Raw genomic sequence first — 17,307 nt, forward strand, 5'->3', positions numbered from 1 at the left:
TGCATGGTACAGGCCGGTGCGGATATGGTCGGAGAGGATGACATGGCGGATCAAAACTCAACGTCGGACCGGGATTTCGAGAGCGTCCTGACCTCCAGCGATACATCCGTTGCAGAATTCGAAGACAGCCATCGCGGCGTGGTCGGCACGCTACAACATGTTCTGCACGGAAACCCCACACTGGTGCCTGTAATCGTTCTGGTCGTGGCCGTTCTGGCCTTTGGCCTGATTGCGGGCGACCGGTTTTTCACACCCTTCAACCTGACGCTGATCATGCAGCAGGTCTCGATCATCGGGATCCTCGCAGCGGCGCAAAGTCTGGTGATCATCACCGCCGGGATCGACCTGTCGGTCGCGGCCATCATGGTGCTGATGAGCGTCATTTCCGGCAAGCTGGCCGTGGAACTTGGCGTTCCTGCGCCGCTGGCGTTGCTGATCGGCTTTGCAGGCGGCATCGGGGCCGGCTACATGAACGGCCTGCTGATCACCAAGGTCAAACTGCCGCCCTTCATCACCACGCTTGGCACCTGGAACATCTTTTTCGCGCTGAACCTTTGGCTGTCCGGTGCGCAGTCCATTCGTGGGCAGGATATCGACGCCACGGCGCCTCTGCTCAAGTTCTTCGGCCTCAGCTTCACGATCGGGTCGGCGCGCGTCACCTATGGCGTGCTGTTGATGATCGTGATCTTCTTGGCGCTCTGGTATCTTCTGAACAAGACCGCATGGGGCCGCCACGTCTACATGATCGGCGACGACAAGGAGGCCGCCGAACTGGCGGGTATCCGCACCGACCGCACATTGCGGCAGGTCTACATGCTGGCAGGCTTCATTTGCGCGTTGGCGGCCTGGGCCTCGATCGGACGCGTCGGGTCGATTTCTCCGCAGAGCTTCTACGAGGGCAATCTTGAAAGCATCACCGCAGTGGTGATCGGAGGCATCTCGCTCTTTGGCGGTCGCGGCTCGATCATGGGGGCGCTTTTCGGCGCGCTCATCGTGGGCGTGTTCCAGTCGGGGCTACGCTTGGCTGGTGTGGATGTGCTGTGGCAGGTCTTCGCCATCGGCTGGCTTATCATCATCGCGGTCGCGGTCGACCAATGGATCAGAAAGGTTTCGGCATGACGAACCCAATCTTGCAAGCCCGCGGACTGGTCAAACGCTATGGCCGTGTCACCGCGTTGGACAATGCCGATTTCGACCTGATGCCGGGGGAGATCCTGGCTGTCATCGGCGACAACGGGGCGGGGAAATCCTCGCTCATCAAGGCGATTTCTGGTGCTGTGACTCCCGACGAGGGCCGGATCACGCTGGAAGGGCAGGAGGTCAGCTACAGCTCTCCCCTGCAAGCACGCGAAGCCGGGATCGAATGCGTCTACCAGACGCTGGCCCTGTCGCCCGCCCTGTCGATCACCGACAACATGTTCGTGGGACGAGAGCTGCGCAAGCCCGGCTTCATGGGCAAATACCTGGGGATGCTCGACCATAAGGCGATGGAGGATTTCGCCCGGGCGAAGCTGTCGGAACTGGGCCTGATGACGATCCAGAACATCAACCAGGCGGTGGAAACCCTTTCGGGTGGGCAGCGTCAGGGGGTGGCGGTGGCCCGTGCGGCGGCCTTCGGGTCCAAGGTCATCATCCTCGACGAACCCACGGCGGCGCTTGGCGTCAAGGAAAGCCGCAAGGTGCTGGAACTGATCCAGGATGTGCGGTCGCGGGGCACGCCGGTGGTTCTGATCAGCCATAACATGCCGCACGTGTTCGAAGTGGCCGACCGTATTCACATTCACCGCTTGGGCAAACGCCTGACGGTGGTGAATCCGAAAGAGGTCAGCATGTCGGACGCGGTGGCCCTGATGACAGGAGCAATGCAGCCCGATGCCATCGCGGCCTGAAGATACTGCCCAAACCACCCTGCCGCATCTGCTTGCACTCAAGGGCTCACGCAAGTTGATCGCGGTCGCGGGGCCGCCGGGATCGGGGAAATCCTCGGTCTCGGCGGCTCTGTGTTCGGAATTGCGGCAGGCCGGGCGATCCGCTGCCGTGGTTCCCATGGACGGGTTTCATCTGGACAATGCCATCCTGATGCAGCGCGGATTGCTGGATCGCAAAGGTGCGCCGCCCAGTTTCGACGCGGCGGGTTTCGTGCATCTGGTGCACCGGATCGCAGCGGGTGAGGACGTGATCTACCCCGTCTTCGACCGGGACCGCGACATCGCCATCGCGGGCGCGGCGCATTTGCCTTCCGATACCGAATTCGTGCTGTTTGAGGGCAACTACCTGCTCTTGACAGACGCGCCATGGTCCGAGCTTCGGCCGCTATGGACACATGCCATTGCCATCGACACCCCGCGCGAGGTTCTGGCGCACCGTCTTTTGCAGCGTTGGCTGGATCACGGGTTGCCCGAGGCGCAGGCCGTGGCTCGGCGTGATGCCAACGACATGCCTAATGCGGATCTGGTATTGGCCAACAGCCTGCCCGCCGATCTGACCATTTCCAACTGACCGAAGGACTGCAAACCCATGATCCTCTGCTGTGGCGAAGCCCTGATCGACATGATCCCAAGCCCGACCGTTGAAGGGGGCAAAGACGGATTCGTACCCCATTCCGGCGGCGCGGTGTTCAATACCGCCATCGCGCTTGGGCGGCTCGGGGTGCAGACCGGCATGATCACCGGATTGTCGACCGACATGTTCGGACAGCAACTAGCCGATGCATTGCACGCCAGCCATGTAGATACGACCCGCGTCATCAGGTCTGACCGGCCCACGACGCTGGCCTTCGTCAAGCTGACCGATGGACATGCGAGCTATTCCTTCTTCGACGAAAGCTCGGCCGGTCGGATGATCCGGCCCGAGGATCTGCCAAACCTGTCGGGCGAGGTCAGCGCGCTGTTCTTCGGCGGCATCAGCCTTGCGGTGGAACCCTGCGCCGACACCTATGCCGCGCTTGCGGAACGCGAAGCTGCGGGACGCGCGGTCATGATGGACCCGAACATTCGCCCCGGCTTCATCAAGGATGTGGACCGCTATCGTGACCGTCTGGCCCGGATGCTGCGGCTGACCGATATCGTCAAAGTGTCCGACGAAGATCTGAACTGGATCTATCCCGGCCCGGAGTCACTGTCCGCCAAGCTGGACAAGCTGCGGGCGACCGGACCCCGGATCGTTGTCATGACTCGTGGCGGGGAAGGGGCAACCGCCTATCTGTCGGACGGGGCAGAGGTGACCGTCGCGGCCGAACGTGTGACCGCCGTTGACACGGTCGGCGCCGGAGATACCTTCAATGCCGGGGTCATGGCCAGCCTGTCTGAACAGGGGCTGCTGACCAAGGCGGGCGTGGCCGGGGTAACGGCAAGCCAGATGGATACCGCCCTGACTCTCGCCGCCAAAGCCGCTGCCGTCACCGTCAGCCGGGCCGGGGCCAACCCACCGTGGCGCGAAGAGCTGTAGCACCTCGGGCTTGCCGATTGCGTTCAAAGCCGAAAACACGTCATAAATGACGTCTCTGGCGCGAGGTGATCATGGCAAAGCGTTCTACCGTAAAGGATGTGGCCCGCGAGGCCGGTGTCAGCGTATCGACCGTGGACCGGGCGTTGAACGGCCGGATGAAGGTGCGTGAAGAGACGCTGCGCAAGATCGCCGAAGCCGCGCATAAGCTTGGCTACCACGCCCGCGGATTGATCGACCATCGCATGCAGCCCGACCGGCCGAAGATGCGGTTTGGCTTCGTGCTTCTGAAACCGTCGCAGGCGTTCTACCAGCAATTCGCCAAGGAAATCGAAAAGGCGGTCTCGGCCCGCAAGGACATCGATGGTCAGGCGTTGATCCGATATGCCAAGTCACAGGCGCCGGAGGAGTTCGCAAGCCTGATGGAAAGCCTTGGCCGTCGGGTTGACTCCCTGGCCTGCGTTGCCGTGAACCACCAAAGCCTGAACCCCGTGGTGCGCGATTTGCAGGAAAAAGGCGTGCCGGTCTTTTCGCTGCTCAACGATTTCGCGCAGGGCATCCGGCGCAACTATGTCGGGTCCAACAACGTCAAGATCGGGCGTATCGCGGCCTGGATGATCTCCAAAACCGTCAAGCAACCGGGAAAGCTGGCCCTCTTCGTTGGCGGCAACCGCTGGCATGGACATGACCTGAGAGAGGTCGGGTTCCGGTCCTACATCCGGGAAAACGCGCCCGCCCTGCCGGTGCTGGATACGCTGGTCAACCTGGAGACGCGTGAACTGACCTATGAGGCAACACTGGACCTGCTGTCCCGCCACCCTGACCTTCGGGGGCTCTATATCGCGGGCGGCGGCATGGAAGGTGCGATTGCCGCCTTGCGGGAAATGCGACAGCCGCACGAGGTTTCCCTCGTGGTCAACGAACTGACCGATGACAGCCGCGCCGCTCTCGCTGACGGCTATGCGGTCATGGCAATTGCAACGCCGCTCGACACCCTTTGTACAGAGCTGATCGAGCTGATGATCAACGCCGTTCATGCCGGGGATGACGGGGTGGTCGGGCAGTATTTCCTGCAACCGCGCATCTATCTGCCCGATATGATTTGATGACGCAAAAACGTCATTTTTGCAGGCGCAGAAAACGTCATTAATGACCAGAAATCGGTGTATGCGATTGACGGAATCGCCGATCTCCAACAGCTTTCCGCCCGTCAGTCGCCACACACAAGCTGGCGCTGATGGGAGGATTGATGTTTTTTTCGATGAACCAGATCACCGCCCCGCGCACCGGGTTTGTCGAGTTTCTCGAACTCGCCAAGCGCGTTGGCTGCACGGGCGTGGAACTGCGCAACGATCTGGGTCGGCCGCTCTTTGACGGCATGGACCCGGCGAAGGCAGGCGGCATTGCACGCGATCTGGGGTTGCGCATCGTTGCGCTGAACCATCTCTATGCCTTCAACTCCTGGCCGCCTGAACAGTCGCCCAATGCCGAAAGCCTGCTGGACGCAGCGGTTGCCTGCGGGGCCGAGGCTGTGTCCTTCACCCCGCGCAATGACGGTATCGGATGCGCCAATGGTGAGAGACAGGCCAACCTGCGGATCGCGATCAAGTCCATTCTGCCGCTTCTGAAACAGTTCGGAATCACCGGACTGATCGAACCGCTCGGTTTCATGACATCGTCGCTGCGCAGCAAGGCCGAAGCGGTGGCGATCATCGACACGCTGGAGGCCAAGGACCACCTGAAACTGGCCCACAACACCTTCCACCACTTTCTTGACGGGGAAGATGACCTGTTCCCTGACCATACTGCTCTGGTCCAGATATCGGGCGTGGTGAACGAGACGCTGATGCGGTCCGACATGCGTGATGAGCACAGGGTATTGGTTGATGACCGGGATCAGCTGGGAACCATCGACCAGATCGCGGCCCTCGTCGCCGGAGGCTATCGGGGGCCTGTATCATTCGAATGCTTCGCGCCCGAGGTGCAGGACAGCGCCACGATCGAAGCAGATCTGAAACGTTCAATCGAATTCATAGCATCGCGACTGAGGGCCTCCGCGGCCTGAGCGACGCGTGAAATCGCCCCTCGCGGGGCATCCGGCAAGAGGAAACGGTGCGCCGGACACCAAACTTGGGAGGAAACCTGATGAAGAAGACACTGATTGCAGCAACTGTTGCCGCAAGCGCAGCCCTGACCGGCATGGCAGCCCCGGCACTGGCCGATGGCGAGCGCTATGTCCTGGTCAGCCACGCGCCCGACAGCGACAGTTGGTGGAACACGATCCGCAACGGCATCGCTCTGGCGGGCGACCAGATGGGCGTCGAGGTGGAATACCGCAACCCCCCCACCGGTGACCTTGCCGACATGGCGCGGATCATCGAGCAGGCGGCCGCATCCGGCCCCGACGGCATCATCACCACGCTGGCCGATTTCGACGTTCTGTCCGGCCCCATCCGCAACGCGGTGGATTCCGGTGTTGACGTGATCATCATCAACTCCGGCACCCCGGATCAGGCCCGCGAAGTCGGCGCCCTGATGTATGTGGGTCAGCCCGAATATGATGCAGGCTATGCGGCGGGCCTGCGCGCCTCCGGTGACGGTGTGGAAAGCTTCCTGTGTGTGAACCACTACATTTCGTCGCCGTCCTCGACCGAGCGGTGCCAGGGCTTCGCAGACGCACTTGGCGTCGAGCTTGGCAGCCAGATGATCGACTCCGGTCAGGACCCGGCCGAGATCCAGAACCGCGTTCTGGCCTACCTGAACGCCAACCCCGACACGGATGCGATCCTGACGCTCGGGCCGACCTCTGCCGATCCGACCATCATGGCGCTGGAACAGAACGGCATGGCCGGTGAGATCTACTTCGGCACTTTCGACCTGGGTGAAAACATCGTTCAGGCGATCCGCGACGGCGTGATCCAGTGGGGCATCGACCAGCAGCCCTTCCTGCAGGCCTACCTGCCGGTGATCGTTCTGACGAACTACCACCGCTATGGCGTGCTGCCGGGCAACAACATCAACTCCGGCCCCGGTTTCGTGACCGCAGACGGGCTTGAGATGGTGGAACGCTTCGCAGGCGAATACCGCTGATCCAGCGATAAACTCTCTCCCTGGCGAAGGGTGGCGGCGCGCTGCCCTTCGCCTCTTCTAAAGATTGGGACACGTCATGAAACCCTTCAACACGCGGAGCGTTTACAGATGACAGACACCGCTCAGACCCCTGAACAGGACGAACGCGTCAAGGAGATTTCCTCCTTCCGCAAAGCCCTGATCCGCCCCGAGCTTGGCGGCATCTGCGGCACCGTGCTCGTCTTTCTATTCTTCGTCATTTTCGCTGGCAACAGCGGCATGTTCAATTCGCAAGGTGTCCTGAACTGGAGCACCGTCTCGGCGCAATTCATGATCATCGCCGTCGGTGCCTGCCTGCTGATGATCGCGGGCGAATTTGACCTGTCGGTCGGTTCCATGATCGGCTTTGCGGGCATGATGATCGCCATCTTTTCGGTCTCGCTCGGCTGGCCCGTCTGGCTTGCCATCATCCTCGCCTTCCTGATCTGCATGAGCATCGGGGCGCTGAACGGCTATATCGTCATCAAGACAGGGCTGCCGTCCTTCATCGTGACCCTGGCCTTCCTGTTCATCCTGCGGGGCTTCACTATCTTCATTCCTCAGCAGTTGGAAAACCGCACAATCATTGGCGGCATTTCCGATGCGGCTGAGGGCGACTGGCTGGCCCCGCTGTTCGGCGGTCAGGTCGGTGGCTGGTTCTTCGAATTCCTCGGTGAACGCGGCCTGATCGAGGTGTTCGAACGCGGCACCCGCGCGGGCGAACCCGTGGTCGACGGCATTCCGATGCTGATCATCTGGGCCTTGGTGCTGGTTGCCTTCGGTCACTTCCTGCTGACCCGCACCCAGTTCGGCAACTGGATCTTTGCCGCTGGCGGCGATGCGGAAGCGGCCCGGAATTCCGGTGTTCCCGTCAATGCCGTCAAGATCAAGATGTTCATCATGACCGCCTTTTGCGCCACCGTCTTCGCAACCTGTCAGGTGATGGAGTTCGGCTCTGCCGCCGCGGATCGCGGTATCCTGAAAGAGTTCGAGGCCATCATCGCGGTGGTGATCGGTGGGGCGTTGCTGACCGGCGGTTACGGATCGGTCATCGGGGCGGCCCTTGGGGCGCTGATCTTCGGGGTCGTGCAACAGGGCCTGTTCTTCACCGGTGTGGAAAGCTCGCTCTTCCGGGTGTTCCTGGGTGTCATCCTGCTGCTGGCTGTGATCCTGAACACCTATATTCGCCGTCTGATCACGGGGGAACGCTAAGATGACCAGTGAACACGCACCCATCATCGAGATGCGCAACATCGAAAAGCATTTCGGCTCGGTCATTGCGCTGGCCGGTGTGTCGGTCGATGTCTTCCCCGGCGAATGCCACTGCCTTCTGGGCGACAACGGCGCGGGCAAATCGACCTTCATCAAGACCATGTCCGGCGTGCACAAGCCGACGGCGGGCGAGATCATGTTCGAAGGCAAGCCGATGCATTTCGCCGATCCGCGCGATGCGATTTCGGCGGGGATTGCGACGGTGCACCAGCATCTGGCGATGATCCCGCTGATGTCGGTCAGCCGCAACTTCTTCATGGGCAATGAGCCGGTGAAGAAAGTGGGACCGCTGAAGCTGTTCGACCATGATTACGCCAATAACGTGACCATGGAAGAAATGCGCAAAATGGGCATCAACCTGCGCGGGCCGGATCAGGCTGTGGGCACGCTGTCGGGCGGCGAGCGTCAGACAGTTGCCATTGCGCGTGCGGTGCATTTTGGTGCCAAGGTGCTGATCCTCGACGAGCCGACCTCGGCCCTGGGTGTGCGGCAGACGGCGAATGTGCTGGCCACCATCGACAAGGTGCGCAAGCAGGGCATTGCCGTGGTGTTCATCACCCACAATGTGCGCCACGCGCTGGCCGTGGGGGATCGGTTCACGGTTCTCAACCGGGGCAAGACGCTCGGCACCGCGCAGCGTGGGCAGATCACGCCGGAGGAGCTTCAGGACATGATGGCCGGTGGTCAGGAAATGGTCGCTCTGGAAGGGTCGCTCGGCGGAACGGTCTGAGCACATAACAACCGGCGGCGCGGTTGCGCGCCGCCACAAAAACAAGAAATCCACGTTCAGGAGAACAAGATGACCGTTCGTTTCGGGGTACTTGGCGCAGGTCGTATCGGGCAGGTTCACGCCCGCGCCATCGCGTCTGTCGATGGGGCCGTTCTGGTGGCGATTGCCGAGCCGATGGAGGCTGTGGCCAAGGCTGCTCAGGCGGCATTCGGCTGCGAGTTGCGGACCATCGACGAGATTGCGGCATCGGACGATATCGACGCGGTGGTCATCTGCACGCCGACCGATACCCATGCCGACCTGATCGAGCAGTTCGCCCGCGCGGGCAAGGCCGTGTTCTGCGAGAAACCCGTTGATCTGGACGTTGACCGGGTCAAGCAGGCGCTCGCAACGGTCGAGGAGACGGGCGCGACCCTGATGGTCGGCTTCAATCGCCGCTTCGACCCCGATTTCATGGCCGTCAAAGCCGCCATCGATGCGGGCCGGATCGGCGATGTGGAAATGGTCACGATCACCAGCCGCGATCCGGGCGCGCCGCCCTATGAGTACATCAAGGTCTCTGGCGGCATCTTCCGGGACATGATGATCCACGATTTCGACATTGCCCGCTGGCTGCTTGGTGAAGAAGTGGAAACCGTGATGGCGCAGGGGTCCGTCCTGACCGACCCCGAGATCGGCAAGCTGGGTGATTTCGACAGCGCCAGCGTGATCCTGCGCACCGCAAGCGGAAAGCAGGCCGTCATCACCAATTCGCGCCGTGCGTCCTATGGCTATGATCAGCGGATCGAGGTGCTGGGATCTGCAGGCGCGGTCAGCGCGCGGAACCAGCATGAGGCGAATATCGAAGTGGCAACGGCCGAGGGTTATTCCCGCCCGCCGTTGCTGAACTTCTTCATGACCCGCTACATCGCTGCCTACGCCAACGAGATCGCGGTTTTTGTCGCTGCCGTTGCCGATGGAGCCCCGACGCCCACCACCGGGCTGGACGGGCTGAAATCCCTGGAACTGGCCGAAGCGGCGGTGGAATCCGCACGTACCGGGCAGGCCGTTCGCCTGACCTGACAGATCGGGGCCAGCGGCCCCAGAACCGAAAATCGAGGGAGCGCTTTGATGAAGCCGCTTGATGTGATCACCATCGGCCGTTCTTCGGTCGATCTCTATGGCCAGCAGGTTGGTGGCCGGCTGGAGGATATGGGGTCGTTCCAGAAATACATTGGCGGCTCGCCCACCAATATGGCGGCTGGCACGGCACGTCTGGGGTTGCGGTCGGCTTTGATCACCCGTGTGGGCGACGAGCATATGGGCCGCTTCATCCGCGAGGAACTTGCGCGGGAAGGCGTCGATGTGCGGGGCGTGAAAACGGACCCGGAACGTCTGACGGCGCTGGTGCTTCTGGGCATCCGCGACCAGGAACAGTTTCCGCTGATCTTCTACCGCACGGATTGCGCGGATATGGCGCTGTGCGAGGACGATATTGATCCGGGTTTCATCGGAGAAGCGCGCGCGGTTGTCGCAACGGGGACGCACCTATCCCACCCCCGAACTGAGGCAGCGGTGCTGAAGGCGCTAAGGCTGGCGCGTGAGGGCGGCGCACAAACGGCGCTCGATATCGACTACCGCCCGAACCTGTGGGGGTTGGCGGGCCACGGCGACGGCGAAAGCCGGTTCATCGCGTCCGAGGCGGTGACGAAGAAGCTGCAATCGGTGCTGCACCTGTTTGACCTGATCGTCGGCACCGAGGAGGAATTCCACATCGCGGGCGGCACAACCGATACGCTTGCGGCCTTGCGCGCGGTGCGGGCGGTGTCTGGCGCAACACTGGTCTGCAAGCGCGGCCCGATGGGGGCGGTGGCCTTCGAGGGTGCGATCCCCGATAGGCTCGATGATGGCCAGACCGGCCCCGGCTTCCCGATCGAGGTCTTCAATGTCCTTGGCGCAGGCGACGGGTTCATGTCGGGGCTCCTGAAAGGCTGGCTCGATGGCGAGGACTGGCCCACTGCCCTGACCTACGCCAATGCCTGCGGGGCCTTCGCGGTCAGCCGCCATGGCTGCACCCCAGCCTATCCCAGTTGGGAGGAGCTGCAATTCTTCCTGAAACGTGGCGTTAAGGAAACCGCCCTGCGCAAGGATACCGTTCTGGAAAACGTCCACTGGTCCACCAACCGCAAGGGCGACTGGTCCACGGTCCGCAGCTTCGCCTTCGATCACCGGATGCAGCTTGAGGATCTGGAGGGCGCCACCAAGGCCAAGATTGGTATCTTCAAGCAGCTGTGTCTTGAGGCTGCACTGAAAGTCTCCGCTGGAAGGCCCGGCTACGGCATCCTCTGTGACGGGCGGCTCGGGCGGGATGCGCTTTACAAGGCGACGGGAACCGGCCTTTGGGTCGGGCGGCCGGTGGAATGGCCGGGCTCGCGCCCCCTGATGCTGGAACCAGAGATCGGGCCGGATTACGGGGGCCTGAACGAATGGCCGATGGATCACGTGGTCAAGGTTCTGTGCTTCTGCCACCCCGATGACGATGCGGACATGTGGGCCCGGCAGGAGGAAACGGTGCTGCGGCTGTTCAGTGCTGCGCGGCGCAACCGGCTGGAGTTTCTGCTGGAGGTAATCCCGTCAAAGGTTGCCCCCGTGAATGACCAGACCACCGCGCAGATCATCCAGCGCTTCTACGATCTGGGCGTCTATCCCGACTGGTGGAAACTGGAACCGATGAAGACCGATGCCGGATGGCAGGCGGCCTGCGATGCAATCACCCGCAACGATCCCTATACGCGCGGCATCGTGGTGCTGGGACTGGCGGCGGCTGAAAGCGCCTTGCGCGACAGTTTTCAGGTTGCGGCGCGTTACCCGCTGGTCAAGGGCTTCGCCGTGGGCCGCACGATCTTCGGCGCGGCGGCAGAGGCTTATATGAAGGATGCGATCACCGCCGAAGAGGCCGTGACGCAGATGGCAGAGAACTACGCGCGGCTTTGCGCGATCTGGGACGAGGCCCGAGCAAGGGCCGAGGAGGCAGCATGACAACGATCCGACTGACCGCCGCGCAGGCGATGGTGAAATACCTCGCTGCGCAGATGACGCCCGAGGGCGTTCCTTTTATCGCCGGATGCTGGGCGATCTTCGGCCATGGCAATGTGGCGGGCCTAGGAGAGGCGCTCTATCACCAGCGCGACGCGCTGCCGACCTATCGCGGCCACAACGAACAGACCATGGCGCATACGGCGATTGCTTATGCCAAGCAGCTGCGGCGGGACCGGGCAATGATGGTGACCTCCTCCATCGGCCCCGGCGCCACAAACATGGTGACAGCCTGCGCGCTGGCTTACGTAAACCGGCTGCCGGTGCTCTTCGTGCCGGGCGATGTCTTTGCGCATCGTGGCCCAGATCCGGTGCTGCAACAGCCCGAGAACTTTGTCGATGGCACGGTGACCGCGACCGACACGTTCCGGCCCGTCAGCCGCTACTTCGACCGGATCACCCGGCCTGAGCAGCTTCTGACCGCGCTGCCGCGTGCGCTGCGCACCATGACGGACCCTGCTGATTGCGGGCCGGTGACGCTCGCCTTCTGCCAGGATGTGCAGGCGGAGGCCTATGACTGGCCCGAGGCGTTCTTCGCCCCGCGCGTCTGGCACCGCCGGGCGGTGCAAGCCGATGCGGGCGAGCTGGCACGGGTGGCGGCTCTGCTGCAAGGCGCTGAAAATCCGGTGATCGTGGCGGGCGGCGGCACGCATTACGGTCACGCGACGGAGACCCTGAAAGCCTTCGCCGAGGCGCATCAGATCCCCGTGGTGGAAACCCAGGCGGGCAAATCGGCGCTGCCCTGGGACCATCCGCTGAACCTCGGCCCCATCGGCGTGACCGGCGCGGAAAGCGCCAACACGATCTGCGGCGCGGCCGATCTGGTCATCGGTGTTGGCACGCGGTTTCAGGATTTCACCACCGGATCATGGTCGCTTTTTGCGAACCCCGCGCGCAAGCTCGTCAGCCTGAATGTGCAGGCCTATGACGCGATGAAGCACGGGGCGGAGCCCTTGTGCTGCGACGCGAAGGCGGGGCTGGAGGCGCTGTCGGCGGCGCTCGGGGACAAGACCTTCGCCGCCCCCGAGCCGGAGCTGAAATCCGACTGGTTCGCCAAGGTCGACCCGCTGACCGACGCGCCCGAGGAAGACGCGAACGCTCTACCCACCGACATGCAGGTGGTGGGCGCGGTGCAGCGCAGCGCAGGCCCCGACACCGTGGTGATGTGTGCGGCCGGAACCATGCCAGGCGAATTGCACAAGCTGTGGAAGGCGGGGCGTCCGGGCAGCTACCACATGGAATACGGGTTCAGCTGCATGGGCTACGAGATTGCCGGAGCGCTTGGCATTCATATGGCCGAGCCGGAGCGCGACATCGTCTGCTTCACCGGCGACGGCACATACATGATGGCGAACTCGGAACTGACGACCGCCTGCATGATGGGGGCGAAATTCACGCTCGTGATCACCGACAACCGTGGCTTCGGCTGCATCAACCGGCTGCAAATGGGCACCGGCGGGGCGGAGTTCAATTGCCTGCTGGATCACACCGTTCATGAAAACCCCTCGCAGATCGACTTCGTCGCCCATGCCGCCAGCATGGGGGCAAAGGCGGTCAAAGCAGGCAGTATTGCCGAGCTGGAGGAGCATCTGTCCAAAGCGAAAGAGCATGACGGCGTCTATGCCATCGTTCTGGACACCGACCCTTATCCCTCCACCCCGCATGGGGGAACGTGGTGGGAAGTGGGCGTGCCCGAGGTCTCCACCCGCCCGCAAGTCAACGAGGCGCGTGCCAATTACGAAACCAAGCGCAAATCACAGCGCACCGTCTGAGAGAAACACCTATGAGCGTCAAGATCGGGATCTCCCCCATTGCCTGGCAGAACGACGACCTGCCCGACATCACCGCCGCCTACACGATGGAGCAGGCCCTGCAGGAGGCCCGCGAGATCGGCTATACCGGCGTCGAGCGCGGGCAGCGCATGCCCCATGATACAGAAGGCCTGCGGGCCTATCTGGAAGCCAACGATCTGGTTCTCTGCGGTGGCTGGTGTTCGGGCAATGCTTTGGTGAACAGCGTGGCCGAGGAATGCGCAGCGATTGGCCAGCAGGTGAACCAGTTCGTGGCCCTGAATGCCCCTTGCATCGTCTATGCCGAGTGCTCCAACACCGTACAGGGGATGCAGGGCGTGCCGGTCAACAACCGCCCGAAACTGTCCCGTGACGAGCTGCTGGCCTATGCGGCGAAGCTGACCGAGGTCGCAAAATGGGTGGCGGGGCAAGGGATGCCCTTTGCCTACCACCACCACATGGGGTCCATCATCGAAAGCGAAGATGATGTGAACTGGCTGATGGAAGGCGCGGGCCCCGAGGTTCAGCTTTGCTTCGACACCGGCCACATGCTTTTTGGCGGCGGTGATGTGATGGCCGTCATGAACCGGTGGGCCGATCGCATCCACCATGTCCATTTCAAGGATATCCGGCCCGAGATCGTTCGTGACGTCCGCGACAATGACCGCAGCTTCCTCGACGCGGTGATCGCGGGGGCCTTCACCGTGCCCGGCGATGGCTGCATCGACTTTCAGGCCGTGGCCGATAAACTGAAGGCGATGGACTATGCCGGCTGGATCGTGGTCGAGGCCGAACAAGACCCGGCCAAAGCGCCGCCTTATGAGTATTCACGGATGGGGTATGAGCATATCCTGACGGTCTGTGATCGCGCGGGGCTGAAGATCGACAACCGCGCCTGACCCTGGAAAGGAGCCCGCCCATGTTCGACATGCGTCACCCATCCTTCCGCCCGCTCTGGATCCGGGTCGGCATCGTAGCGGTCTGCTTCGGATGGGCGGTGCTGGAGCTTAGCCGCAACGAGGGCACCTGGGCGATGATCTTCGGCGCGATCGGCGGCTACACGGCCTACCACCTGCTCTTTGCCTGGGTGCCACCCGAAGACGATGAGGACAATGACAATGGCTGACCTGCTGCTGAAACCGTTCGGTAACCATGGCAAGGTGCACCAGATCACGCCCGCCAGCGCCGGGTGGCGCTATGTGGGTTTCTCGCTCTTCCGTTTGCGGGCGGGCGATGTGGTGGGTGAGGCGACCGGGGACAACGAGGTGATCCTCGTGATGGTCGAGGGCAAGGCCCATCTGACCGGTGCAGGTCAGGACTGGGGCGAGCTTGGCGACCGGATGGATGTCTTCGAGAAAACCCCGCCGCATTCGCTCTATCTTCCGAACGGCACCGAGTGGCAGGCCGAGGCCACCACTGATTGCACCATTGCCGTCTGCGCCGCGCCGGGCAGGGGCGGGCATCAGGCCCGCCGTATCGGCCCAGAGGGCATCACGCTGACCGAGCGCGGCAAGGGCACCAATACCCGCTACATCAACAATATCGCGATGGAGGCCGAGGATTACTGCGATAGCCTGCTGGTGACCGAGGTTTTCACTCCGGCGGGCCACTGGTCCAGCTACCCCAGCCACCGCCATGACGAAGACGACTTCCCCCGGATCACCTATCTGGAAGAAACCTATTACCACCGCCTGAACCCCGCCCAGGGTTTCGGTATCCAGCGCGTCTATACCGAGGACGGAACCCTCGACGAAACCATGGCCATCAGCGACGGCGACGTCGTCCTCGTCCCCCGCGGCCATCATCCCTGCGGCGCGCCCTACGGGTTTGAGATGTACTATCTCAACGTCATGGCCGGCCCCCGCCGCAACTGGCGCTTTCAGGCCGATCCGGCCGTGCAATGGATCATGGATCGGGACGCCTGAGGCAGTCATCTCCCGTAGTCAGGCAACCGAGCGTCCGGAATGCTGTCTTTCCGGGTGTTCGTTCGTGACTGACTGCTCTGCCTTTGATCCGGCAATTGATTCGAATCACAGTCCGATTCCACGCAGATCATCCCTGAGCCCCGTCCAGTAATCGTGTTTTTCACACGTATTTGGATGTTATCGTTTGTTATGGGTTGGATCGGGGTGTTATCGACTTTTGACACGTTCGGGGGTTGCGCCTTTGGGCGCGGGGGTGGCCCGTGTGGGTCGGAGTCGTGGAGTTGGGTTTAGGATGCTGATTTTGTTCATATATTCAGATCGTGTTATCCGATAACATGACCATATGAGTTCGTGTTATTCGATGACGAACTCACTGTTATCGCCTTTCCCGTCGCCGATATTGCCTGACCGCCGGGGTTCGGGCCAAGTGTTGGTCATCGGCAAACGCAACACCGCAGACGCCGCCCACCAACACCACGAACCGCGACACCCGCATCATCACATTCACCCTCGTCCCAAGCGACACCATCAACCCAAAAGGACTTTTCAAATGACCATCGCATCCACCCTGAAGACCGCCGCTCTCGCCCTCGCCATCGCCCTGCCCGTCGCAGGGGCAGCCGCTGCCGGTGGCTCTTATGTCAACGTTCAGCAGTATGGCTACGGCAACGCCGCCGGTGGCGCTCAGACCGGCTGGTACAATGACATGACCATCTACCAGGACGGCGCATGGAACACCGCCATCGCCACCCAGGACGGCCACTGGAACCAGACCGTGATCGGCCAGCAGGGCTGGGACAACTCCGCCTCCTCCTCGACCTACGGCTCCGGCAACGTCACCGGCGTGGCCCAGATCGGCGCAGGCAACAGCGCAGACACCACCCAGTGGGGCAACGGCAACGCCGTCGGCGTGATCCAGGTCGGCAACGGCAACTCCGCCTCCTCCACGCAGGTCGGCCATGGCAACGTCGCGGTGATCGTCCAGAACTGATCCCGACCGGCCCGCGGGGGGCTCTCTCCCTCGCTTCCCCCCCGCGGGCCTCCCATTCCCGGCCATCCCCACAGGCCATCAACCCAAGGACCAGACCCATGACCCTCCCCCTTTCCCCTCGCCGGTTCCTTCCCGCGGCCCTGATCCTGGCCGGGGCGGGTCTCGCCGCAGCCTGCACCACCGCCTCGGTCGCGCAGGAAACCGCCGCCCCCTTCGCCTGCCAGATCTCGGTCGAGGAGACCGGCCGCAGCGCCGCCTTCCGCGGGCTTGTGCAGGCCAATGAGAGCCTCTCGGGCAGCTACAGCTTCTCGCTTGCCGGCCGCGGCACCAATATCCGCCAGGGCGGCGCCTTCACCGCCCGCGCCGGAGAAACCGTGACCCTCGGCCAGTCGATGCTGTCAGGCGATGCCGCCGATTACGACGCCAGCCTGAGCCTGACCGTGAACGGCGAGACCTATCGCTGCCGCGCCGTCGAGACCGAGCTTTGAGCCCCGGAAAAGATTGAACCTCCTCATTAGTGTAAACGACACACATTCAGAACACACATAGACCCAAAGGACTAAACCCATGATCCGCAAGACCCTCACCGCCGCCGCCCTCGCCCTCACCACCCTCGCTGCCCCCATGGCCATGGCCGGAGGCACCATCTCCTTCGAGGTGAACCCCTCGAACGCCGATGAAGCCAACGCCATCCGCTTCGGCCTCGCCCTCTACCAGATCGCCAATGGCGCAGACCCCGCCCATGTCTACCAGAACGGAAACGGCAACGGCGCAGGCATCGGCCAGTCCGGCGGCGGCAACACCGGCGTCATCCACCAGGAAGGCAACGGCCACCACGGAACCCTCGCCCAGAACGGCTGCGACAGCTACGGCATCTTCCAGTTCGGTAACGGCGCAAACGCAAACGTCGCACAGGGCAACGGATGCCAGACAGGACTCCTCTTCCAGTTCGGGCTCGACTGAGACATTCCC

General features: G+C 62.6%; 18 protein-coding genes. All 18 read left to right on the forward strand.

Annotation, left to right across the window (positions count from 1 at the left end; genetic code table 11):
- Nucleotides 1-42 precede the first annotated feature (42 nt).
- The 18 genes from ACOOEX_RS00260 to ACOOEX_RS00345 all read left to right on the forward strand — a co-directional run bounded on the left by ACOOEX_RS00260 (nt 43) and on the right by ACOOEX_RS00345 (nt 17,298).
- Complete coding sequence (locus ACOOEX_RS00260) at nt 43-1,119, forward strand: ABC transporter permease (RefSeq protein WP_420396605.1); 1,077 nt, start codon at nt 43-45, stop codon at nt 1,117-1,119.
- Complete coding sequence (locus ACOOEX_RS00265) at nt 1,116-1,889, forward strand: ATP-binding cassette domain-containing protein (RefSeq protein ID WP_420396606.1); 774 nt, start codon at nt 1,116-1,118, stop codon at nt 1,887-1,889. The genes ACOOEX_RS00260 and ACOOEX_RS00265 overlap by 4 nt, the downstream gene beginning before the upstream one ends.
- Nucleotides 1,873-2,499 (forward strand): nucleoside/nucleotide kinase family protein, encoded by a 627-nt coding sequence (locus ACOOEX_RS00270; protein WP_420396607.1) that lies wholly within the window; start codon nt 1,873-1,875, stop codon nt 2,497-2,499. The genes ACOOEX_RS00265 and ACOOEX_RS00270 overlap by 17 nt, the downstream gene beginning before the upstream one ends.
- Nucleotides 2,500-2,517: 18 nt before the next feature.
- Entirely contained in the window at nt 2,518-3,447 is a 930-nt protein-coding gene (locus ACOOEX_RS00275) for a carbohydrate kinase family protein (RefSeq protein WP_420396608.1), read from the forward strand.
- Between the two features lie 71 nt (nt 3,448-3,518).
- Nucleotides 3,519-4,550: a LacI family DNA-binding transcriptional regulator gene (locus ACOOEX_RS00280; RefSeq protein WP_420396609.1), complete on the forward strand. Its 1,032-nt coding sequence runs from the start codon at nt 3,519-3,521 to the stop codon at nt 4,548-4,550.
- 143 nt (nt 4,551-4,693) lie between these two features.
- Nucleotides 4,694-5,509 carry a TIM barrel protein gene (locus tag ACOOEX_RS00285; protein ID WP_420396610.1) on the forward strand — a complete coding sequence of 272 codons (816 nt, stop codon included), beginning with the start codon at nt 4,694-4,696 and terminating at the stop codon, nt 5,507-5,509.
- A gap of 80 nt (nt 5,510-5,589) precedes the next feature.
- Nucleotides 5,590-6,534 (forward strand): sugar ABC transporter substrate-binding protein, encoded by a 945-nt coding sequence (locus ACOOEX_RS00290; protein ID WP_420396611.1) that lies wholly within the window; start codon nt 5,590-5,592, stop codon nt 6,532-6,534.
- Between the two features lie 108 nt (nt 6,535-6,642).
- Nucleotides 6,643-7,764 (forward strand): ABC transporter permease, encoded by a 1,122-nt coding sequence (locus tag ACOOEX_RS00295; RefSeq protein ID WP_420396612.1) that lies wholly within the window; start codon nt 6,643-6,645, stop codon nt 7,762-7,764.
- 1 nt (nt 7,765) lies between these two features.
- Nucleotides 7,766-8,554: an ATP-binding cassette domain-containing protein gene (locus ACOOEX_RS00300; protein WP_071691066.1), complete on the forward strand. Its 789-nt coding sequence runs from the start codon at nt 7,766-7,768 to the stop codon at nt 8,552-8,554.
- A 69-nt stretch (nt 8,555-8,623) separates the two neighbouring features.
- A complete protein-coding gene (gene iolG / locus ACOOEX_RS00305) occupies nt 8,624-9,616 on the forward strand; it encodes an inositol 2-dehydrogenase (RefSeq protein ID WP_420396613.1) in 993 nt (330 codons plus the stop codon).
- 48 nt (nt 9,617-9,664) lie between these two features.
- Nucleotides 9,665-11,572 (forward strand): bifunctional 5-dehydro-2-deoxygluconokinase/5-dehydro-2-deoxyphosphogluconate aldolase, encoded by a 1,908-nt coding sequence (locus tag ACOOEX_RS00310; protein WP_420396614.1) that lies wholly within the window; start codon nt 9,665-9,667, stop codon nt 11,570-11,572.
- Complete coding sequence (gene iolD, locus ACOOEX_RS00315; RefSeq protein ID WP_420396615.1) at nt 11,569-13,401, forward strand: 3D-(3,5/4)-trihydroxycyclohexane-1,2-dione acylhydrolase (decyclizing); 1,833 nt, start codon at nt 11,569-11,571, stop codon at nt 13,399-13,401. Before ACOOEX_RS00310 ends, iolD begins: the two co-directional genes overlap by 4 nt.
- An 11-nt stretch (nt 13,402-13,412) precedes the next feature.
- Nucleotides 13,413-14,318: a myo-inosose-2 dehydratase gene (gene iolE, locus ACOOEX_RS00320; protein WP_420396616.1), complete on the forward strand. Its 906-nt coding sequence runs from the start codon at nt 13,413-13,415 to the stop codon at nt 14,316-14,318.
- Nucleotides 14,319-14,338: 20 nt separating this feature from the next.
- The gene (locus tag ACOOEX_RS00325; RefSeq protein WP_420396617.1) at nt 14,339-14,545 is read left to right on the forward strand and encodes a hypothetical protein; all 207 of its coding nucleotides are present in this window, start codon (nt 14,339-14,341) and stop codon (nt 14,543-14,545) included.
- Entirely contained in the window at nt 14,538-15,344 is an 807-nt protein-coding gene (iolB, locus tag ACOOEX_RS00330; RefSeq protein ID WP_420396618.1) for a 5-deoxy-glucuronate isomerase, read from the forward strand. The genes ACOOEX_RS00325 and iolB overlap by 8 nt, the downstream gene beginning before the upstream one ends.
- Nucleotides 15,345-15,894: 550 nt before the next feature.
- Entirely contained in the window at nt 15,895-16,335 is a 441-nt protein-coding gene (locus ACOOEX_RS00335; protein ID WP_420394834.1) for a hypothetical protein, read from the forward strand.
- 98 nt (nt 16,336-16,433) lie between these two features.
- A complete protein-coding gene (csgH, locus tag ACOOEX_RS00340; RefSeq protein ID WP_420394835.1) occupies nt 16,434-16,823 on the forward strand; it encodes a curli-like amyloid fiber formation chaperone CsgH in 390 nt (129 codons plus the stop codon).
- Nucleotides 16,824-16,902: 79 nt separating this feature from the next.
- A complete protein-coding gene (locus ACOOEX_RS00345) occupies nt 16,903-17,298 on the forward strand; it encodes a hypothetical protein (protein ID WP_420394836.1) in 396 nt (131 codons plus the stop codon).
- Nucleotides 17,299-17,307: the final 9 nt, after the last annotated feature.

It is taken from the genome of Nioella sp., from assembly GCF_965215655.1.
GTDB lineage: Bacteria > Pseudomonadota > Alphaproteobacteria > Rhodobacterales > Rhodobacteraceae > Nioella.